22 protein-coding genes are annotated in these 19,947 nt (G+C 75.1%); 16 read left to right on the plus strand and 6 right to left on the minus strand.

Features of this window, described 5'->3' with window-relative positions; translation table 11 throughout:
- Positions 1-23 precede the first annotated feature (23 nt).
- Both E1284_RS05350 and E1284_RS05355 read right to left on the minus strand, forming a co-directional pair.
- Complete coding sequence (locus E1284_RS05350; RefSeq protein ID WP_207923579.1) at positions 24-680, minus strand: response regulator; 657 nt, start codon at positions 678-680, stop codon at positions 24-26.
- A gap of 8 nt (positions 681-688) precedes the next feature.
- Positions 689-1,819 (minus strand): sensor histidine kinase, encoded by a 1,131-nt coding sequence (locus E1284_RS05355; RefSeq protein WP_207923580.1) that lies wholly within the window; start codon positions 1,817-1,819, stop codon positions 689-691.
- 157 nt (positions 1,820-1,976) lie between these two features.
- On the opposite strand from E1284_RS05355, the gene E1284_RS05360 reads away from it, so the two are divergent.
- From E1284_RS05360 to E1284_RS05370, 3 genes are all read left to right on the plus strand, one after another.
- Positions 1,977-2,882: an ATP-binding cassette domain-containing protein gene (locus E1284_RS05360; protein ID WP_131937687.1), complete on the plus strand. Its 906-nt coding sequence runs from the start codon at positions 1,977-1,979 to the stop codon at positions 2,880-2,882.
- A 101-nt stretch (positions 2,883-2,983) separates the two neighbouring features.
- Positions 2,984-3,769: an ABC transporter permease gene (locus E1284_RS05365; RefSeq protein WP_131937689.1), complete on the plus strand. Its 786-nt coding sequence runs from the start codon at positions 2,984-2,986 to the stop codon at positions 3,767-3,769.
- Positions 3,769-4,548 (plus strand): ABC transporter permease, encoded by a 780-nt coding sequence (locus tag E1284_RS05370; RefSeq protein WP_131937691.1) that lies wholly within the window; start codon positions 3,769-3,771, stop codon positions 4,546-4,548. Before E1284_RS05365 ends, E1284_RS05370 begins: the two co-directional genes overlap by 1 nt.
- A 120-nt stretch (positions 4,549-4,668) precedes the next feature.
- Here E1284_RS05370 and E1284_RS05375 read toward each other — a convergent pair whose 3' ends face one another.
- On the minus strand, positions 4,669-4,983 hold the full coding sequence (locus E1284_RS05375) for a hypothetical protein (RefSeq protein WP_131937693.1): 315 nt from the start codon (positions 4,981-4,983) through the stop codon (positions 4,669-4,671).
- A gap of 569 nt (positions 4,984-5,552) precedes the next feature.
- Here E1284_RS05375 and E1284_RS05380 point away from each other — a divergent pair.
- Positions 5,553-6,419 (plus strand): helix-turn-helix domain-containing protein, encoded by an 867-nt coding sequence (locus E1284_RS05380; RefSeq protein WP_131937775.1) that lies wholly within the window; start codon positions 5,553-5,555, stop codon positions 6,417-6,419.
- Between the two features lie 24 nt (positions 6,420-6,443).
- Here E1284_RS05380 and paaI read toward each other — a convergent pair whose 3' ends face one another.
- Positions 6,444-6,956 carry a hydroxyphenylacetyl-CoA thioesterase PaaI gene (gene paaI, locus E1284_RS05385; RefSeq protein WP_424923467.1) on the minus strand — a complete coding sequence of 171 codons (513 nt, stop codon included), beginning with the start codon at positions 6,954-6,956 and terminating at the stop codon, positions 6,444-6,446.
- Between the two features lie 131 nt (positions 6,957-7,087).
- On the opposite strand from paaI, the gene E1284_RS05390 reads away from it, so the two are divergent.
- The 9 genes from E1284_RS05390 to E1284_RS05430 all read left to right on the plus strand — a co-directional run bounded on the left by E1284_RS05390 (position 7,088) and on the right by E1284_RS05430 (position 15,646).
- Positions 7,088-7,489, plus strand: coding sequence for a nitroreductase family deazaflavin-dependent oxidoreductase (locus tag E1284_RS05390; protein ID WP_131937695.1), 402 nt, complete (start codon positions 7,088-7,090; stop codon positions 7,487-7,489).
- A gap of 105 nt (positions 7,490-7,594) precedes the next feature.
- Positions 7,595-8,671: a phosphotransferase enzyme family protein gene (locus E1284_RS05395; RefSeq protein ID WP_165965133.1), complete on the plus strand. Its 1,077-nt coding sequence runs from the start codon at positions 7,595-7,597 to the stop codon at positions 8,669-8,671.
- 152 nt (positions 8,672-8,823) lie between these two features.
- Complete coding sequence (locus tag E1284_RS05400) at positions 8,824-9,690, plus strand: NAD(P)-dependent oxidoreductase (RefSeq protein ID WP_131937697.1); 867 nt, start codon at positions 8,824-8,826, stop codon at positions 9,688-9,690.
- A gap of 79 nt (positions 9,691-9,769) precedes the next feature.
- Positions 9,770-10,159 (plus strand): VOC family protein, encoded by a 390-nt coding sequence (locus tag E1284_RS05405; RefSeq protein ID WP_131937699.1) that lies wholly within the window; start codon positions 9,770-9,772, stop codon positions 10,157-10,159.
- A gap of 14 nt (positions 10,160-10,173) precedes the next feature.
- Positions 10,174-10,776: a class I SAM-dependent methyltransferase gene (locus E1284_RS05410; RefSeq protein ID WP_131937701.1), complete on the plus strand. Its 603-nt coding sequence runs from the start codon at positions 10,174-10,176 to the stop codon at positions 10,774-10,776.
- A 65-nt stretch (positions 10,777-10,841) separates the two neighbouring features.
- A complete protein-coding gene (locus E1284_RS05415; protein ID WP_131937703.1) occupies positions 10,842-11,669 on the plus strand; it encodes a hypothetical protein in 828 nt (275 codons plus the stop codon).
- Positions 11,666-12,820: a hypothetical protein gene (locus E1284_RS05420; RefSeq protein ID WP_131937705.1), complete on the plus strand. Its 1,155-nt coding sequence runs from the start codon at positions 11,666-11,668 to the stop codon at positions 12,818-12,820. The genes E1284_RS05415 and E1284_RS05420 overlap by 4 nt, the downstream gene beginning before the upstream one ends.
- Before the next feature lie 7 nt (positions 12,821-12,827).
- Positions 12,828-14,300, plus strand: coding sequence for a hypothetical protein (locus tag E1284_RS05425; RefSeq protein ID WP_131937707.1), 1,473 nt, complete (start codon positions 12,828-12,830; stop codon positions 14,298-14,300).
- Positions 14,301-14,323: 23 nt separating this feature from the next.
- The gene (locus E1284_RS05430) at positions 14,324-15,646 is read left to right on the plus strand and encodes an AAA domain-containing protein (protein ID WP_131937781.1); all 1,323 of its coding nucleotides are present in this window, start codon (positions 14,324-14,326) and stop codon (positions 15,644-15,646) included.
- A 7-nt stretch (positions 15,647-15,653) separates the two neighbouring features.
- Here E1284_RS05430 and E1284_RS05435 read toward each other — a convergent pair whose 3' ends face one another.
- Positions 15,654-16,442 (minus strand): ABC transporter ATP-binding protein, encoded by a 789-nt coding sequence (locus E1284_RS05435; RefSeq protein ID WP_207923581.1) that lies wholly within the window; start codon positions 16,440-16,442, stop codon positions 15,654-15,656.
- A 191-nt stretch (positions 16,443-16,633) separates the two neighbouring features.
- On the opposite strand from E1284_RS05435, the gene E1284_RS05440 reads away from it, so the two are divergent.
- From E1284_RS05440 to E1284_RS05450, 3 genes are all read left to right on the plus strand, one after another.
- Complete coding sequence (locus E1284_RS05440; RefSeq protein ID WP_131937709.1) at positions 16,634-17,149, plus strand: hypothetical protein; 516 nt, start codon at positions 16,634-16,636, stop codon at positions 17,147-17,149.
- A 90-nt stretch (positions 17,150-17,239) separates the two neighbouring features.
- Positions 17,240-17,929, plus strand: coding sequence for a hypothetical protein (locus E1284_RS05445; protein ID WP_131937711.1), 690 nt, complete (start codon positions 17,240-17,242; stop codon positions 17,927-17,929).
- 141 nt (positions 17,930-18,070) lie between these two features.
- A complete protein-coding gene (locus E1284_RS05450) occupies positions 18,071-18,286 on the plus strand; it encodes a hypothetical protein (protein WP_131937713.1) in 216 nt (71 codons plus the stop codon).
- Between the two features lie 30 nt (positions 18,287-18,316).
- Here E1284_RS05450 and E1284_RS05455 read toward each other — a convergent pair whose 3' ends face one another.
- The gene (locus E1284_RS05455) at positions 18,317-19,876 is read right to left on the minus strand and encodes a coiled-coil domain-containing protein (protein ID WP_243714270.1); all 1,560 of its coding nucleotides are present in this window, start codon (positions 19,874-19,876) and stop codon (positions 18,317-18,319) included.
- Positions 19,877-19,947: the final 71 nt, after the last annotated feature.

Genomic DNA, 19,947 nt, shown 5'->3' on the forward strand with positions numbered 1-19,947 from the left:
GGTGCGGGGGCCGAGGGTCTGCTTCAGGCGGGGTGGATCAGGCGGGTTTCGTAGGCGGCTATCACCAGTTGTGCTCTGTCGCGGGCTTGGAGTTTGGAGAGCAGGTGGCCTATGTGCGTCTTCACCGTGGCCGGGCTCAGGTGCAGGTGTTCGGCCAGTTCGCTGTTGGAGAGGCCGCGGGCGATGAGGGTGAGGACCTCGCGCTCCCGGTCGGTCAGGGCGTCCAGGGCGGCCGGCGGCGGCTGGACGGGGGCCGGGCGTCGGACGAACTCGGCGATCAGGCGGCGGGTCACCGTGGGGGCGAGGAGCGACTCACCGGCGGCGACGGCTCGGATCGCCGACAGCAGGTCGGCGGGCGGGGTGTCCTTCAGCAGGAAGCCGCTCGCCCCGGCCTTGAGCGCCGAGTACACGTAGGAGTCCAGGTCGAACGTGGTGAGGATGAGGACGCGGACGTCCGGAAGGTCGGAGCAGATCCGCCGGGTCGCCTCGATGCCGTCCATCTCGGGCATCCGGACGTCCATGAGGACGACGTCGGGGCGTTCGCTCGCGGCCAGTTCGACGGCCTCGGCGCCGCTGCCGGCCTCGCCGACGGTGCGGAGGCCGGGCGCGGTATCGATGAGGACGCGGAAGCTGCCGCGCAGCAGGGCCTGGTCGTCGGCGACGAGGACGCGCAGTTCCAACGGGTTTCCTAGGTTTCGTACGGGAAGTCGGCCGATACGGCGAAGCCGCCGGACGGGCGCGGGCCGGCGGTGAAGTCGCCGCCGTACATCATGACGCGTTCGCGCATGCCGATGAGCCCGTGCCCGTCGCCGCCCGGCAGGACGCGGACGCCGGGGCCGTCGTCGGTGACCTCGATGCGCATGCGCTCACCGTCGGCCTCGACGCGGACGCGGCAGCGGGCCGGTGCGGCGTGCTTGACGACGTTGGTGACCGCCTCCTGGACGATGCGGTAGGCGGAGAGCGCGACGCCTTCCGGGAGGCTCGGCGCGTCCACGTCCAGGTCGACGTGGACGCCCGCCATGGCGGCGCGTTCCGCGAGGGCGGTGAGGTCGGCGAGGCCGGGAGCCGGGCCGAGGTCGGCGTCGGTGCGCAGGACGCCGAGGAGGTGCCGCATCTCGGCGAGGGAACCGCGGCTCGTCGTCTCGATGACGCGGAGGGCGTCGAGGGCCTCCTCCGGCCGGGCGGCGGCGACGTGGACGGCGACGCCGGCCTTGACGGCGATCAGGCTCATGCTGTGCGCGACGACGTCGTGGAGTTCGCGGGCGATGCGCAGCCGCTCGTCCGAGACGGCCTGGTCGGCGAGCCGCCGGGCGGAGCGCGCCACCTGCGCGCGGCGTTCGCGGACGACGCGGCCGAGCGTCCAGGACGCGCCGAGGACGGCGAGGCCGAGCAGCAGGTCCCCGGCGGCCTCCGCGTGCCGGCCGCCGGGTCCGGCGATGGCGCCGCCGAGGATGACGGCGGCGCTGACGGCACCGATCAGCGGGGTCGGGATCCAGCGGCGGCGGCGCCGGGCGAGCGCGACCGGGTAGAGGGCGAACGCGGCGCCGGCGTAGGAGTCGAAGGGCAGGCCGAGGGCGAGCGAGGCGGTCGAGGCGGACAGGACGGCGGCGAAGACGGGGACCGGCCACAGCCGCCGCACCGCCAGGGGCAGGCCGGCCGCGGCGGCGAGCGGGACGGCGGCGAGCGCGGAGACGTCGGTATCGGCGGGGAGCACGAGGAGCAGGAGCGTGTAGACGACCGCGAGGCCCGCGTCCAGTCCGATCAGCGCGCGCCGGCCGAGCCGCATTAAGAACGGGGCGCGCAGCTCGGATTCGTCCACGTCACGAAGGTACCGGGACGGCGCGGAGCACCGCCTCCTCCCGGCGGCCGTCATACCGGGGTCGGAGGCGGGCGGGCCCCTCGGAGCAGGGGCGGACGTCCGGTTCCCGCCCACGTTCCGATGCGCGGGGAACACGTTCGGCACGAGCGTTGACCGCATGATCGAAGTGTGCGAGCTGACCAAGCGCTACGGCGGCACGACGGCCGTCGACCGCCTGTCCTTCGCGGTGCGGCCGGGGACGGTGACCGGCTTCCTGGGTCCGAACGGCGCGGGGAAGACGACCACGATGCGCGTCCTGCTGGGGCTCGACCGGGCGACGTCCGGCGAGGCGCTGGTCAACGGGACCCGGTACGGATCGCTGCGCCGCCCCATGCGGGAGGTCGGGGCGCTGCTGGATGCGGGCGCCGTGCACGGCGGGCGCCGGGCGTTCGACCATCTCGGGTGGCTGGCGCGCAGCAACGGCATCGGGACGCGGCGGGTCGCGGAGGTCCTGGAGCGCGTGGGCCTCGCCGGCGCGGCGCGCAGGCGGGTCGGCGGCTTCTCGCTCGGCATGCGGCAGCGGCTCGGGATCGCGGCGGCGCTGCTCGGCGACCCGGGGGTCCTCATGTTCGACGAGCCGGTGAACGGCCTCGACCCGGACGGCGTCCGCTGGATCCGCGAGCTGATGCGGTCGCTGGCCGCCGAAGGGCGGACGGTGCTGATCTCCAGCCATCTGATGAGCGAGATGGAGCTGACGGCCGACCGGCTGGTCATCATCGGCCGCGGGCGGCTGATCGCGGACACGTCGGTGCGGGAACTCGCGGACCGCTTCCGGCGCGGCGTCATCGTCCGCTCGCCGCGGGCGGCCGAGCTGACCGGGGTGCTCGCCGCCGGCGGCGCCCGCGTCGACTCCATGCCGGGCGGCGCCCTGACGGTGACCGGCCTCGACGTCGCCGCCATCGGCGACGCGGCGGCCGCCCACGGCATCCCGCTGCACGAGGTGACCCCGCACAGCGCCTCCCTGGAGGAGGCGTACATGGAGCTGACCGCGGGCAGCGCCGAGTTCGGGGCGGTGACGAGGTGACCGATAAGCCCAACGCCGATTGCCTGTCGGGCATCGGCCAACGGGACACCAGCGGTGGTTACGCGGCGCTTGGCGGGAGCAGTGAGAGATCGGGGAGCGGGATGGCCGGGGTCGGGGACGCCGTGGCGGCGGAGTGGTGCAAGTTGCGGAGTGTGCGGTCGACCGGGGCCGTCCTCGGGACGGTCGGCGGCTTCACGGTGTTGTGCGCACTCTGGTCCTGGTACGTGGCCCGCTACTGGGACGACCTGCCGGCGGCGCGCAGGGGAGTCGCGCAGGTGGCGCCGGCGGAGCAGCCGCTCGCGGTCTCGCTGCCGGTGTGCGCGGTCGTGCTCGGGGCGCTGACGCTGACGTCGGAGTACTCGTCCGGGATGATCCGGGCGACGTTGGCGGCGATGCCGCACCGGGGCGCGCTGTTCATGGCCAAGGGCGGCGTCGCGGCGGCCGTCATGGGCGCGGCGGCGCTCGTGGCGCTGGCCGCCGGGTCCGCTGCGGGCGCGGTCATCGTCGGTGACCGGCCGGTGGCCACGTTCCAGGCTCCCGTGGCCGATGTCGCGGTCCATCTGCTGTGGCTCGGGCTGACGACGGCGGCGATCACCCTGATCACGTTCGGGCTGGGCGCGGTGCTGCGCTCGACGGCGGCGGCGATCACGTCCGGTATGGCGGTGCTGTTCGTGCTGCCCGCTCTCGCACGGCTGCTGCCGTCCCCGTGGGACGAGCGCATCTGGTCGGCGCTGCCCGGCAGCCTGGCGAACCAGATCGCGGGGCCGCCCGGTTCGTCCGGCGACCACGGTGCGCTGTCGCCGGCGGTGGCGGTGGCGCTTCTGGCGGCGTACACCGTCATCGCGCTCGGAGCCGGCGCGTACGCGTTCGCGCGGAGGGACGCGTGATGGGCGGCGCGCTCGCGGCGGAGTGGTGGAAGCTGCGTTCGGTCCGCTCGACCTACGTGGTGCTGGCGGTGACGGCGGCGTTCACCGGGTTGGTCCTGCTGCTGGCGTTCCAGATGGCGCATGTCTGGGACGGGCTGCCGGCGGATCGCAGGGACGAGCTCCTGCTGCGCCCGCTGCAGGAGCTGGGCGGCTGGGGCGCGTCGCTGTGCCTGGGGATCCTCGGGGTGGTGTCGGTGACGTCCGAGTACCGGACGGGCATGATCCGCACCAGCCTCGTCGCGGTGCCGCGGCGGCGGACGCTGCTCCTGGCGAAGGCCGCGGTGGTCGGGGCGGTCGCGCTGGCCGCCGGTGAGGCGGTGGCGGTCGGGTCGTTCCTCGGGACGCGGCTCATCGTCGGCGACCGGCCGTTCCCCGACCAGCAGGCGTCCATCGCGCACGACCTTCCGGGGTTCGTCCTCGCGGGGACGATCGTGCCGGTGTTCGCGCTGCTCGGCCTGTCGCTCGGCGTGCTGCTGCGTTCAACGGCGGGTGCGATCGTGTCGGTGGTGTTCGTGTGGCACGTCCTGCCGCTCCTCGTCTTCCAGCTGCCGGAGCCGTGGAGGGAGCGGGCCGGGTCGGTGATGCCCGGGGGCCTGCCCACGCAGATGGCGGGGCTCAGTGCGGAGAACTCCGTGTACGGCGATCTGCTGTCGCCGGGCGCGGCGGCCGCTGTACTCGCGGCCTATGTCATTATTCCGCTCGGTTTTGCCGCATTTGTCATGACCCGGCGCGACGCCTGACAACGAGGGGCCTCAACACACGAACGGCGGTGCCCCGCCACGGGGCTCCGCCGTTCCCACGAACCCGCCGGTCCGGCGCTCCCGCATGGGCGCGCCCGGCGGGAGGAAGCGTCCGGCCTGTCAGGTGAGACCGACCTGGAGGGAGCTCACGCGCAGCGCCAGGCGCTCGCGCAGCATGTCGGTGGCCTCGTCGATGCGGGGCGCGGCGGCCTGCGCGCGGACCTGCCGGCCGTCCAGCTCCACGACGGCCTGGGCCAGCGCGGGGCGCGGCAGCGACGGGTCGTTGACGACGCTCAGCGTGACCCGGACGGACGTGACGCCGCGGGCGCCCGACAGCGCCTCGCGGATGGCCCGGTCCGCCGCGGCGCGCTCGTGCGCCGAGACATCGCCCGAGGTCAGAAAACGGATCTCTGGTCGCTCGCGGGTGGCGTTCATGGATTCCCCCAGGATGCGCGGTGGTGGTCGCCTCTCTGCAGAGCGGCGCTCGTTGCCGCCCTCTGACCAAGGAACGTCCCGGCCGCCGGAGATCTTGCCCGGCCGGGACGAGAGCTTCGTCACTCGCCCCTCCGCCCGCCCCGCATCGGCCCGCGGAAAACTCACCAGAACGCACGACGTGCGACATTCACGCGTCATACGACAGATCACGAAATGGCCTGTCAGGATTGGCCGCGCGCAATACCGGAGAACGGCGGCCAAATGGCGCCCCCGGCGGCGGCGCGGGCAGCGGCGAAATGCCGTCCCGGGCGAACCCGCCGCGGCGGTGGCACCACGTTCCGCAGCCGCACCGCCACCGACAGCACTGGTCACCGGACGTCCCCGCCCGCCCGGCGCGACCGGGCTCCGATCCCGGACGCGTTTTTCATAGCTCCCAAAAACGCGTCGGGATCCTCTAACATAGTGCGGTGCCGTTCAGCCTCCGCGCAGACCCATCGACTGGCGGGTGACCCTTGTCCGAGGATTCTGCTGCCCCGAGACCTCCGGCCGAAGACGATCCGGCCGGGCGGCTGATCGATTATCCCCGGCGCGGCGGCCCCACCGTCCTGCGCATTCTGCTCGGCGCGCAACTGCGCCGGCTGCGCGAGTCCCGCGGGATCTCCACCGAGCAGGCGGGCTATGAGATCCGCGGCTCGCACTCCAAGATCAGCCGGATGGAGCTCGGCCGGGTCGGGTTCAAGGAGCGCGACGTCGCCGACCTGCTCACCCTCTACGGCGTCTCCGCCGCCGGCGAGCGCGAACCGCTGCTGCGGCTCGCCAAGGAGGCCAACAACCCCGGCTGGTGGCACCGGTACGGCGACATCCTGCCGAGCTGGTTCGAGGTCTACCTCGGCCTCGAAGAGGCCGCCTCCATGCTGCGCGCCTACGAGCTCCAGTTCGTCCCCGGGCTGCTGCAGACCGAGGACTACGCGCGCGCCGTCGTCCGGCTCGGCTACTCCGACGCCTCGGACGAGGAGGTCGAGCGGCGCGTCCAGATCCGCACGACGCGGCAGGAGCGGTTCACCTCCCCCGAGGCCCCGACGCTGTGGGCCGTGCTGGACGAGGCGGTCGTGCGCCGCCCGCTCGGCGGCCGCGAGGTGATGCGGGCCCAGATCCGGCACCTGATCGAGGCGTCCGAGCTCGCCCACGTGACGCTGCAGATCGTGCCGTTCGGCGCGGGCGGGCACGCGGCGGCGGGCGGCCCGTTCACGATCCTGCGCTTCGCCGAGCCGGGCCTGTCGGACGTCGTCTACCTGGAGCAGCTCACCAGCGCCCTCTACCTCGACAAGCCGACGGACGTCGACACCTACATGCGGGCGATGAACAACCTGTGCATCACGGCGGCTCGTCCCGACGACACCGCCCGCTTCCTCACCCGCATCCTGAAGGAACTCTGACGCTCCGGCCTCCCCCGGCGGCGGTCAGGGCGCGCCGCCGCCGATGACCCGCAGGTCGCGGCTGCGGCTTCCGCCGCGGAACTCCGCGATGACCTCGCCGTCCGGGACGCGGCGCACCGTCACGTCGTAGATCCCGCTGCGGCCGTAGCGGACGCGTTCGACCGCGGTCGCCTCCAGGACGTCCCCGCCGCGCGCGCTCGCGACGAACACCACGTCGGCGGACGCGGCGACCGTCACGGCGTCATGGGTGTTGCACGCGTAGGCGAACGCCGAGTCGGCGAGCAGGAAGAGGTAGCCGCCGTGCGCGATGCCGAAGCCGTTCACCATCGTGTCGGCGACCGTCATGCGCAGGCGCGCCCGGCCGGGCGCGACCTCGGCGATCTCCATGGCGAGGTCCTGCGCCACCTTGTCCCGCGCGTACATCGTCTCGGCGCACCGCCGCGCCACTTCCGCCGCGCCCTCCGCCGCGTCCTCCGCCGCGTCCTCCGTCATGCCGTCCGCCGTGCCCTCAGCCGTGTCGTCCACCCTGTCGTCCACCGGCTCAGCGTAGTGACCCCGCCGCGCCGGCCCGGCACGGCTTTGAGGGCCGCGCCCCTGGGAAGGTCATCGAGGGTCCGCGGGTTGTCACCGGTGGCCGCGCCGCGGCCGAGACCCGAAGAGGAGGACCGATGCTGTACGGCAAGGAACACGTCCAGCGCTACCAGGAGACCGACGGGGCGGAGGGGCACGACTGGCAGGGCACGATCACGCTCCTGCTCACCACCACCGGGCGCAAGAGCGGCAAGGAGCGCACGACGCCGCTCATCTACCAGCCCGAGGGCGACGCCTACCTCGTCGTCGCGTCCAAGGGCGGCGCGGACGAGCCGCCGCTCTGGTACCTGAACCTCCAGGCCGACCCCGAGGTGAAGGTGCAGGTGAAGGGCGACAGGTTCACCGCGCGGGCGCGCACCGCGACCCCGGAGGAGAAGCCGGCGTTCTGGCGGAAGATGACGGCGACCTGGCCGGCCTACGACGAGTACCAGACGAAGACGAACCGCGACATCCCCGTGGTGGTGCTGGAGCGCGTCTGAGCCGCCGTCCGCGCGGGTTCCCTTTCGCCGTGCGGGCCGGGCGTGTAGCGTCGTCGTAGAACATCCATTCGACCGCCGTCCGCCCGACGCAGCCGAGGTGCCGAGGTGCCCACGTCGCACAGCACGGAGACCCGCCAGGGTGCCGACACCGACCCGCCGGCGCGGCTGCTGCGCCGCTGGGACGCCGGCGCGCCGGACGCGGTGAGCCCGCTGCCGGCCGGGCCCGGCCGGCGGTGCTGGCGCGTCGACACGGCCGCGGGGACGTTCTTCCTGCGCGAGTACGCCGCGCCCGACCGGCGCCGCGTGCTGTTCCAGCACACGGTGACCGCCGCGCTGGACGCGGCCGGGCTGCCGGTCCTCGCGCCGCTGCCGGCGCGCACCGGCCGGACGCTGGTCACCGCCGCCGGCCGCGGCTACGTCCTGTACCCGTGGGTCGGGGGCCGCGGGCGCGGCGGGCTGGAGCTGACGTTCGGCGGGTGCGAGGCCCTCGGCACGCTGCTCGGGCGGCTGCACGCGGCGCTGGACGAGCTGACGGCGCCCGTCCAGCAGAGCATGCTGGTGCCGACGCCGCGCGCCGCCGACGCGGCCGCCGCCGTCGAGGCGATGCTGGCGGACGTCCCCGGCGGCGGCGACGGCACCGACTTCGACGCGCTGACCGCCCGGCGGCTGCGCGAGCGCCGCGACCTGCTCGCCGAGTTCGCCGGGCACCAGCCGCCCGACATCGAGGTCAGCACGGTCGGGCACCTGCACGGCTCGTTCCACGCCGGGCACCTGCGCTACGGCGGGTCCGGCAACGTCACCGCCGTCCTCGGCTGGGACGGCCTCACCACGGGGCCGGTCGCCGGCGAGGTGGTCCGCTCGGCGGCGCGGCTGTTCGCGTGCGACGACGAGCGCGGCCTCGACCTCGACCGCGTGCAGGCGTTCGTGCGGGGGCACCGCTCGGCGTATCCGCTGGACGCCGGGCAGATCCAGGCGGCCGTCCACCGCGAGTGGTGGGAGCGGCTGTGCGACGTGGCGCCGCTGCGGCACCGCTACCTGGGCGAGGACGGCGCGGGCGGGCGCGGACCGGCGTCGCTCGTGGCGTGGTGGTCGGCCCAGCTCGACCGCACCCTCGACGCGTTCGCCGCCCCGTACGCCGACGCCTACGCCGACGCGGCGGACGACGGACACGCCTACGGCTGACCGCCCCGGACAACCGCCCGCCGCGAGGCTCGACGGTCCGCGGCAGAACCCCGCCCGGCGGTGGGTAGGGGCATCCATGAGGCGCGGCGCGCAGCCGTGTGCGAAGCTTGTCCCGCACAGTTATGAACTGGACAGTCCAAAAGGAGCGCGAGATGACTCAGGTCGCGATGCTCGGCACCGGCATCATGGGGGCCGCGATGGCCCGGAACCTGCTCCGGGCCGGCCACCGGGTCGCCGTGTGGAACCGCACGGCCGCCCGCGCGGAGCCCCTCGCCGCCGACGGCGCCGCGGTGGCCGGCTCTCCCGCCGAGGCCGTGAACGGCGCCGAGGTGGTCATCACCATGCTGAAGGACGGCGAGACCGCCCTCGCCGTCATGACCGACGCGGCGCCCTCGCTGCGCTCGGGGCAGATCTGGGCGCAGATGGGCACGGTCGGCCTCGGGGCCCTCGGACGGCTCGCCGCCTTCGCCGCCGAGCGGGGGCTCACGTTCGTCGACGCGCCCGTGCAGGGCACGAAGCAGCCGGCCGAGCAGGGGAAGCTGCTGGTGCTCGCCGCGGGCCCGCAGGACGCGCGGACCGTCCTCGCCCCGGTGTTCGACACGGTCGGCGCCAGGACCCTCTGGCTGGACGAGAGCGCCGCGGGCGGCGCGGGCACCCGGCTGAAGCTCGCCGCGGTCAGCTACGCGATCTCGCTGACCTCGGTCGTCGCCGAGTCGGTCGCGCTGGCGAAGGGCCTCGGGCTCGACCCGGCGCTGCTCGGCGAGGTCCTCACCGGCGGGCCGCTCGACAGCGTCTACCTGCAGACGAAGATGAAGGCGATGATCGCAGGCGACTTCGAGCCGAGCTTCGCCGTCCGCAACGCCGAGACGAACACCCGGCTCATCCACGAGGCGGCGGAGTCCGCCAAGATCCGGGTGGACGTCAACGACGCGGTCGGCGAGCGGTTCCGCCGCGCCATCGAGCAGGGGCACGGCGACGAGGACATGGCCGCGACCTACCGCGCGAGCTTCCCCACCTGACCCGCGCGCGGGGCGGCGGGGGCCGGCGCGCGGGCGCGGCGGTGCCCGGCGCCGGGCGGTGGCGGGCGAGGATGGGGGCATGGACGTTCTGAGCAGCCGCATCCTGCTGCGCCCGGCCGACCCCGCCCGCACCCAGCGCTTCTACCGCGACGTGCTGGGCCTCGCCGTCTACCGCGAGTTCGGCCCCGCCGACTCCCCCGGCGTGGTGTTCTTCCTCGGCCCGGGGTTCCTGGAGGTGTCGGGGCACGGCGCGGGCGCGACGGGGTCGTCCCCGATGATCTGGCTCCAGGTGCGGGACGTCCGGGCGGAGCACGACCGGCTCGCGGCGGCCGGGGCGCGCGTCACCCGCGAGCCCCGCGAGGAGCCGTGGGGCCTGGTCGAGATGTGGATCGAGGACCCGGACGGCGTCAAGATCGTTATCGCGGAGGTCCCGGAGCGGCACCCCCTCCGCCGCGACCCGCGCTCCTGACCTCGGCGGTGACGATGACCGACGACTACTGGAACCACAACACGCACTACCACGGCGTCGTGCTGCGCAACGTGCCGCGCGGGTGCGGCGAGGCGCTGGACGTGGACTGCGGCGACGGCCTGCTCGTCCGGCGCCTCGCGTCCCGCGCCGCGCACGTCACCGGGCTGGACCGGTCGGCGGAGATGATCGCCAAGGCGAAGGGGCTCAGCGGCGGGATCGGCAACGTCGACTTCGTCGCGGCCGGGCTTCTCGACCACGACCTGCCAGCCGACCACTACGACTTCGTCTGCAGTGTCGCCGCGATCCACCACATGGACTTCACCAAGGGCATGGCGGCGATGCGCGACGCCGTCCGTCCCGGCGGGAGCCTGGTCGTCATCGGTTTGGCGAACAACCGGGGCCCGCGGGACTGGACGTTCTCGGCGCTCGGCGTCCCGGCGCACCACGTCCACCGGCTCGTCAACCGGCGGCGGGCGGGCGAACCCGGCGCTCCCCTCGCCGACCCGGCGATGACCTGGGGCGAGGTGCGGGACGAGGCGCTGCGGCTGCTACCCGGCGCCGTGTTCCGGCGGCATCTGCTGTGGCGGTACTCGGTCTCGTGGCGGAAGCCGCGCTGACCGTCTCACCCTCGCAAAACTGGAAAACACTGGAAGTGTCCGGAAGTACCTGTACTGTCTGCGGCATGTCCCGGCCCCCCGGCGTCCCCACCCCCGACGAGCTGGAGGCGCGCATCACCGAGCTGCGCGCCGCCGTCCGCCGGGCGATGGCGGCCGGGGACCGGCGGGCGGCCCGCGACCTGCGCGCCGAACTGCGCGGGACGGAGCAGGCATGGGACGACGCGGTGCTCGGCGACCCCCGGCCCGCCGCCCCGGCCGAGAGCGAGCGCGGGCTGCTGCCCGTCCGCGACCAGGTCCACCAGGCGCTCACGCTCCTCGGCGCGCCGGCCGCGCCCAAGCTCATCGGCTCGGTGTACGCGGCGTTCTTCCCCGGCGAGATCCCCGGGACCCGGCTGACGAGCCTGCGCCGCGACGAGGAGCGCTCGTTCCGCACCGCCCCCTACGCGCGGCCGTACTACCTGTGCGCCGCGCTGACCGCCGACCTGCTCGCCCCCGCGCGCGGCCTGCTCACCGTGAGCACGTGGCCGCTGGAGCAGCGGATCGTCGGCCCGCTGAGCCCCCGCACCGACTTCCTCACCGCCGCGGTGCGGCTCGCCGAGCACGCCGGGCGCGGGACGCCGTCCCCGGACGTCCAGCGGCTGCTGTGGCGTTTCGCGTCCAACATTCCCGGTGCGGTCACCGGTACGGTCGGTACGGCCGATCCGGTCAGGCTCGCCGACGCCGCCCGGGCCGAGCTGGACGTCCACCGCGAACCCGACCGCCGGCGCCGCGAGGCCGCCGCGGTCCGCGCCCTGGAGCGGCTCGACGACGCGGAACGGCTGTTCGGCAGCCGGCTGCGCGCCGTGCGCGCGTCCGGGCGCCGCCCTGCCAGCAACGGAGAAACGGACCCATGACCGACACCGCACCGGATCTGGACCGGCTGCGCGGCGCCACTCCCCCGCGCAACCACGACGCCCGCACGATCGCCGCGCTGACGTCCAATCCGGGCTGCGCCCGCCGCGGGGTGATGGACGCGGCGGGCGTCGACAAGGACGCGGTGGCCCGCGCCCTCGGGTTCCCCGCGCCGTTCGGGCAGTCGCAGTTCGCGATCACGCGCGGGAACGTCTTCGAGGCGCAGGTGAAGGCGGACGGGTGCGCCGAACTGCTGACGCTGCTGCGCGACCGGCTCGGCCTCGACGTGCCGGAGGTCGCCTACGACGACCTGGAGGTGGTCGCGGGCAACGAGGGCCGGGAGCTGCGGCACTCGCGGACCCGGCGGCTGCTCGCCCGCGCGCTGGAGTCGGGCGAGGGCACGCTGTTCGACCATCCGCTGCTGCGGCTGGAGATCGCCGGGTGCCCGGCCTACCTGGAACCCGACGTCATCGCGTTCCAGCTCGCGGGCCGGCTGCACGTCATCGAGATCAAGTCGTTCGCGGTCGTGGACGGGCAGGCCGAGCCGGAGCAGGTCGCGGCGGCGGCCCGCCAGTCGGCGGTGTACGTCCTGGCGCTGCGCCGCCTGGTGGCCGAGCTGGGGCACGACCCGGCGCGCGTGTCGCACGAGGTGTTCCTCGTCTGCCCGGAGAACTTCTCCAACCGGCCGACGGCGACGCCGCTGGACGTGCGGCCGCAGCTCGCCGTCCTCGAGCGGCAGCTCGCGCGCCTCACCCGCGTGGACGCGCTGCTGGCGGAGCTGCCCGCCGGCCTGAGCTTCGAGATCGGCGAGGCGCTCGCGGAGTCGGTCCGGGCGGTGGACGCCCGGTACGCGCCCGAGTGCATGTCGGGCTGCGAGATGGCGCTGTTCTGCCGGGACGAGGCGCGCGCGTGCGGCGCGACGGGGGCGCTCGGCCGGTCCGTCCGCGACGACCTCGGCGGCGTCGACACGATCGGCACCGCACTGGCGCTGGCGGACGGCTCCCTGGACCCGTCCGACGACCTGGCCGAGACCGCCGGGCAGCTGCGCGCCGCCGCCCGGCTGCGCGCCGAGGCACTGCAGGGCGGCGCGCTGCACGGCTCCGCGCTGCACGGCTCCGCGCTGCACGGCTCCGCGCTGCACGGGGCGGCGTGATCGCTTCATGAGCGCACTGTCCTCGCTCGCGCAGCTGCAGGCGGTGGCCGCGGGGGTCGCGCAGCCGCTCGCGACCGTGCGGCACTGCCACGTCCCGGACGCGCCGCTGGTGCTCGTCCCGCTGAAGCTGGCCGGGGAGGCCGCGGCGCCGCTGGCCGTGCTCGTCGGCAGCGCGCCGGACGATCCGGCGCTGCTGGTGGTGCCGCAGCCGCGCAACCGCGACCTGCGGTTCGCGTTCGCCGCCGACCTCGCCAAGCTCGTCCTGAACCACATCGAGACGAGCCGGGGCGCGGTGGAGGAGCTGCCGCCCGGCAAGGAGGGCGAGGAGCGGATCCGGTACGGGGACGCGCCGCAGCTGCTCGTCCCGAACCGGGGCGGCGTCGCGTTCCTGCGGCTGATGGGCCGGTCGACGCGGTTCCGCAGCACCGAGGGCCCGTACGCGGTCGACCCGGCGGTGCCGGTGCTCGGCCGGTGGCTGACGTGGTTCGCCGACCGGTACGACCATCCCGGCTCGTCGCTGCTGCTGGCGATGACGGAGGCGCTGCGGCTGCACTGGGCGACCGGGCAGAGCTCGCTGGAGGACGGCAACCTCGCGGCCCTGATGGGCTGGATCGACCCGCCGGACGGCATGGACGGCCCCGCCGCGGCCGCCCGCGCCGAGGACCCGGTGCTGTGCCCGCCGGCCGGGCCCACCACCGATCCGACGTTCGACAACGAGGTCCTCGCCCCGGCGATCGCCGCCTGCGACCGGGCGGGCCGCGGCTCGCGCGCCGAGGAGCGGCTGCGCAGTGCCGTCGCCGGCCAGCTCACCCCCACCTGGGACCTGATGTGGCGGGGCGTCGAACTGCTGCGCGCGCTCCCCGAGGGGGCGAGCGTGCCGCGCCGCTGGGAGCGCGACCGCGACGCCTTCACCTATTACCACCAGACGTTCGGCGAGGCGTATCCTCAGGCGCGCCGCGACCCGCCCGTCCGGGCGGCCCGGCGGCTGCACGACCTCGAGCGGGCCCAGGACGCCTACGACGCGCAGCGCGCGTTCGACGACCCGCTGGTCATGGCCGAGTACCGGCTGAGCGGCCAGGCGTTCGGCGGGACGGTCACCGAGTGCGACCCCGCCCGGCTGGACGAGACGGGCAAGCGGCCGAAGCTGCGCCCGCTGCTGCGGGTCGGCACCGAGGACCCGGTGCGGCTCGACATCGGGACGACCGTGTGCAACGCGGCGCGTCCCGCGCTCAAGGGGAGGATCGTGGAGATCGGCGACGGGTCCGTGCTGCTGGAGCTGACCGGCGGGATGGGCCGCAAGCTCACCCCGGAGCCGGGCGCCGTCCCCGAGGCCGGGGACCGGGTCTGCTTCACCTCGCTGACCGAGGGCTCGTTCGGCGCGGCGAAGTTCCCCGACCGCGAGGAGACGCCGTGGACGCACGGCGGCCCGCCGGGCGAGTACGTGCCGACCGACGAGGACGCCGAAGAGGAATGGTCGTGACCGGGCACGCGGGCCGCCGCCTGATGCCGGTGGCGGCGGACGATCTCGTCCCGTCCGAGGCGGCGGCGCGGGTCGTCGACGGCGTCCTCGCCGACCTGGCGGGCGGGCACCGCGGCGTGGTGGTCGACTCGCCGCCCGGGGCGGGCAAGTCGACGCTGGTCGTCCGCGCCGCCGCGCACCTGGCCGAGGCCGGCGAGCGGCTGATGATCGTGGCGCAGACCAACGAGCAGGTCGACGACCTCATCGAGCGCATCGCCGGCAAGCACCCCGGCATCACCATGGGCCGGCTGTCTGCGTCGCAGTACGTGCCGTCCGAGCGGGTCCTGGCGCATCCGCAGGTGAAGGTCGCGCAGAAGGCCGGCGACCTCGCCGAGCGGACCGTGGTGATCGCGACCGCGGCGAAGTGGGCGACCCTGCCGGAGGGCTCGTGGCCGTGGGCGATCGTGGACGAGGCGTACCAGATGCGCTCGGACATGCTGCTGCGCATCGCGGGCCGGTTCGAGCGGGCGCTGTTCGTCGGCGATCCGGGGCAGCTCGACCCGTTCTCCACGGTCGAGGTCGAACGCTGGGCGGGCCTGAGCTGGGACCCGATGCGCAGCGCCGTGTCGGTCCTGCTCGCGCACAACCCGGACCTGCCCGTCCACCGGCTGCCGGTGTCGTGGCGCCTGCCCGCGTCGGCGGCGCCCGTCGTGTCGCGCGCGTTCTACCCGTTCACCGGGTTCCGCGCCGGGACGGAGCCGGGCGACCGCCGGCTGGAGTTCGGCGCGCGCGGCATGGGCACCACCTACGACCGCGCGCTCGAAGAGGCCGCGGCGACCGGCTGGGCCCTGTACGAGCTGCCGGCGCGGCACACGCTGCGCACCGACGCCGAGGCGGTCCGCGCGACGGCGGCGCTCGCCGTGCGGCTGCTGCAGCGCGGCCCCGTCGCCCACTCCGAGCAGGGGTCGGCCCCGGTGGACGCCGCGCGCGTCGCGATTGGCGCCGCGCACCGCGACCAGGTCACCGCGATCCGCGCCGCGCTCGGCCCGCACGGCGACGGCATCACGGTCGACACCGCGAACCGGCTGCAGGGCCGCGAGTACGACGTGACGGTCGTCCTGCACCCGCTGTCGGGGCGCCGCGACGCCACCGCGTTCCACCTGGAGTCGGGGCGGCTGTGCGTCCTGGCGTCGCGGCACCGGCACGCCTGCGTGGTGGTGGCGCGGGCGGGCATCCCCGAGCTGCTGGACGCGCACCCCTCCGCCGAGCCGGTGCACCTCGGCGTCCCGGTGAAGTTCCCGGACGGGTGGGAGGCGAACCAGTCGGTCCTCGCGCACCTGTCCGGCCACCGCGTCGCGGGCGCCTGAGCGGCGGCTAGGCGGATCCGGCGGTCGCCGCCCACCGGCCGTTGCGCCGGGTGATGGCGATCGGGTGGTCGAAGCACGCGCTGACGAGCCCGGTCGTGAGCACCTCGTCTGCGGGCCCGGAGGCCAGCACCTGCCCCTCGCGCAGCAGCAGCGCGTGGGTGGTGCTGGTGGGCAGCTCCTCCAGATGGTGCGTGACGAGCACGGTGGTCAGCTCGGGACGGTCGGCGCGCAGCTGGTCGATGCTCGCCAGCAGCCGCTCCCGCGCGGCGACGTCGAGGCCGGTGGCGGGCTCGTCGAGCAGCAGCAGCGCCGGGTCGGGCATCAGCGCCCGCGCGATCAGCGTCCGCCCCCGCTCCCCCTGCGACAGGGTCGGCCACCGCGCGTCGGCCCGCGCCGTGAGCCCCATCAGCCCGATCAGCTCGTCGGCGCGACGCAGGTCCTGCGCGGACGGCGTCCAGCGCGGGACGAGCTCGATGGTGCCGGTCACACCGGTCAGGAGGATCTCCCGGACCGTCCGCGCCGACTCCAGCGGATGCCGCGGGTTGACCTGCCCGATCAGCGGCCGCAGCGCGTGGACGTCGACCCGGCCGAGCCTGCGCCCGAGGATCTCCGCGGTCCCGCGCGTCGGGTGCGTGTAGGCGCCGAGGATGCCGAGCAGCGTGCTCTTCCCCGCGCCGTTCGGGCCGATCAGCGCCCAGTGCTCGCCGCGCAGCACGGTCATCGTGACGCGGTCGAGGAGCAGCCGCCGCTCGCGGACCAGATCGATCTTGTCGGCGTTCAGCACGACCTCGGACACGCAACCTCCCGTTCAAGGACTCGGCATGGGGGCACGCCGGGGAGTGCGCGGCGCGCGGGGCGCGGCGGGCCGGGATCACCGGCCGGCGCGGGAACGACGATCTTCAACGTACCCGAGCGGCGCCGGCTGGTACGACGGAGGCGTCCGGACGGATACTGTGAAGCCGGTGCCTCAGCGATCAGGAGGGGGACATGGAGGACATCGGCCTCATGTGCGCCCGCTGCGGCGGCGAGGTGCACGACGTGACGCACAACCGCGAGGGCTCGCTCGACGGCGTCGGCTACCGCCACAACCGGCGGGTCGAGCCGTGGGACCACGAGCTGGAGCTGGCGGTCGGCGAGCCCCTCCCGCAGGAGCCGGGCTGCGACTTCTGCGGCGCATCCGGGCCGAGCTGGCTCTACTACCCCACGCTCGACCCCGACGACACCGACATGTTCGAGGTCGAGCTCGACACCACGGACCTGTCGGACGACGACACCGCCGTCGCCGTGCTCAACATGCTCTATCCGTGGTACGCGTGCGACACCTGCTCCGTCCTCGTCGCCGACCGCAACATCGACCTCCTCATCGCCCGCGCGCTCGACCGCACCCCCGTCCCGCAGGACGGTCCCGTCGACGAGGACACCGTCCGCGCGCGGCTCCAGGGGTCCCTCTCGGTCTTCTTCACCACCCGCCCCGGCCGCCCTCAGCCGTCGCGGGCGGTGTAGCGTCGTCCCACCCCAGGGGGACGGGGTGTCGTTGGGGTTCATTAGGATCTATGCCGTTTTGTTGAGGCGCGTGTGGGTACGGGGGCGCAAATGATCATTGAGGGGCGGTTCCACGGGCCGGCGGGGTCCGGGAACGGCGGATACACGGCCGGCCGCCTGGCGGGCCGGGTGCCGATCGACACGGTGACGGTGACGCTGCGGCAGCCGCCGCCGCTGGACACCGAGCTGACGGTCACGGTGGAGGACGAGCGCGGGCACAGCGTCCGGCTGTGGGACGGCGAGCGGCTGGTCGCCGAAGCGCTCGCGGGCGCCATCGTCGTGCCGCCGATCGCGCCCGTCCCGTTCGAGCGGGCGCTGGAGGCGGCGGAGAAGTACCGGGCGCAGGAGAACCACCCGTTCCCCGGCTGCTTCGTCTGCGGGCCGGACCGCGAGCCCGGCGACGGGCTGCGGCTGGAGCCGGGGCCGGTCGGCGACGGCACCGTCGCGGCGCCGTGGGTGCCCGAGCGGGTCCCCGAGCGGGAGCTCGTGTGGGCGGCGCTCGACTGCCCCGGCGGCTGGTCGTTCGACGTGGCGGGCCGCCCGGCGGTGCTCGGCACCATGACCGCGCAGGTGATGGACGTCCCCGAGGCCGGCGAGCGGTGCGTCGTGATGGGGCTCGCGCGCAGCCGCGAGGGCCGCAAGATGCACGCGGCGACGGCGCTGTACGGGGCGGACGGGAGGCTGCTCGGCCGCGCCGAGCAGATCTGGATCGAGATCGATCCGGAGGTGTTCGGGCGCTGAGCCCGGCGCGCCGGCCGGTGATCCGCAGCCGGCCGGCCCCTGCCGGTTCCGCATGAATCGCGGAAATGTGTCGCCGGGCACTGTCGCCCGCGCCGGATCCGCTGTTCAATCTGAGCTGCCGCGGATTCGGAGGCGCAGCTCATGAGCGGAGACGGCTTACTCATCCTGGGCCTGGCGGCCCTGGCGATCTATACGGGCGTGCACTGGGAGCGGGCGCGCCGCTCGGTGACGGACCTGCGGCTGAGCCGCCGCCGCACCAGCACCCTGCGGCAGACCGCCGCGCGCGAACGCGGCCACGTGCTGATGATCAGCGCGGTGGCGGCGCTGGCGTTCTTCCTGGCGGTCCGGTACGGCTAACCCGGGCGGGGGCCGCCCGGGTGAGCGCGGTCACGGGCCGGCGAAGAGCGGGTCCTCGCGGTCCACGCCGTTCCGCGGGCGGCCGTGGTCGCGCGCCTCGCCGCCCGGCGTCCGGTGGCCGCCGGTGTTCGAGCCCGGCGTCCCGTTCGGGCCCGGCGTGCCGTGCGGGGGCGTCCCGTGCGGGGCGGGGGCCGCGTTCGGCAGCGGTGCCCCGAGCGGCATCGGGGCCCCGTTCGGGACGCCGTTCGGGACGGAGCCGTGCCCGGCCGGTCCGCCGATCGGGGGCAGGCCCGGCGGCAGGCCGGCGGGCTGCGGGCCGGTGCCGCTCGGGAGGACGCTCGGGACGCCCGCCGGGGGCATCGGGGTACCGCCGCCCGGCATCCGGCCGCCGGGCGGGACGTTCGACGACAGGGTGCTGTGGGTGAACTGGTCGACCTGGCGGCGGGCCCGGTCGGCCTCGGCGCGGGCGGCGTCGCGCTCCTCGGCGAGGGCGGTCAGCGCGGCCTGCTGCTCGGCGACCGACTGCGACAGCTGCCGCAGCTGCACGGCCTGGTCGTTGACCTTGCCGGCCAGCTCGTCGCGCTCCGCGGTCGCGGCCTCGGCCTGCGCCCGCGCGGTGTCGCGCTCCTTGGCGGCCTCGTCGGCGCGGGCCGCCGCGCGGACGACCTCCGCCTCGGCCTCGGACTGGGCGCGCAGCGCGGCGGTCCGCTCGGCCTCGGCCTTGCTGGCGGCCTGCATGGCGCGCTGCCGCTGCGCCTCGGTGTCGCGCATGGCGTTGCGCAGGTCCTCGGCGCCCTGCTTGGCGACGGCGGCCTCCACGCGCTGCGCCTCGGCGGCCCCCTCGGCCTCGGCGAGCTTGGCGTGCAGGCCGACGAGCTCGGCGCGCGCCGCCTCCAGCGCGGCGAGCAGCTCGGTCTCGCGGGCGGCGACGCGGTCGCGCTCGCTCTCGGCGGCGAGCTTGGCCGTCATCGACTGCTGCGCGACCTGGTGGGCCTCCTCCCACGCCTGCTGCGCGGCGTCGCGCTTGGCGGTGGCGAGCTTGGCCTCCTCGCGGGCCCTGCCGGCGACCCGCTCGGCCTCCGCGGCGCGCTTGCGGGAGGTGGCGGCCTCCTGCCACGCCTCCTCGGCGCGGCGCTGCGAGGCGTCCCGCTCGGTCTGCGCGATGGCGAGCTCGCGGGCGGCCTCGGCGCGCACCTCGGCGACGCGGCGCTCGACGCCGGCGACGCTCAGCTCGGACGTCAGCGAGTCGGCGAGCAGGTCGGCGGCCTTCTCCAGCCGCTCGACCATCTCCCAGGCGGAGGCGACCTGGCCGGTGAGGCCGGGCGCGTCCCGGCCGCGGTCGCGGCGGTCGCGGGCCTCCCGGGCGCAGGCGCCGTCGTTGTCCTGGCAGTAGCGGACGGCGCGGACCGCTCCCACGGGCTGCGGGACGGGACGTCCGCAGTTCGCGCACGGCCAGACCGTGACGGGGTCTCCCATGCGGGCGACCGCCGTCTCGGTGGACTCCCCCGAGCCTCCGGAGACCGCGCCGCCCTGCGGAGCCGCGGCCGCCCCCACGGGGCCGCTGATGTCGCGCTCTTCGCTGTTAGGCATGGAATGAACCATACGCACTGATGGGGGTTGCTGCAGTGACTTGGGAGGCAGATGTGGGGGTGCCCACTTCG

Origin of the sequence: Actinomadura bangladeshensis (assembly GCF_004348335.1) — a bacterium.
Taxonomy (GTDB): domain Bacteria; phylum Actinomycetota; class Actinomycetes; order Streptosporangiales; family Streptosporangiaceae; genus Spirillospora; species Spirillospora bangladeshensis.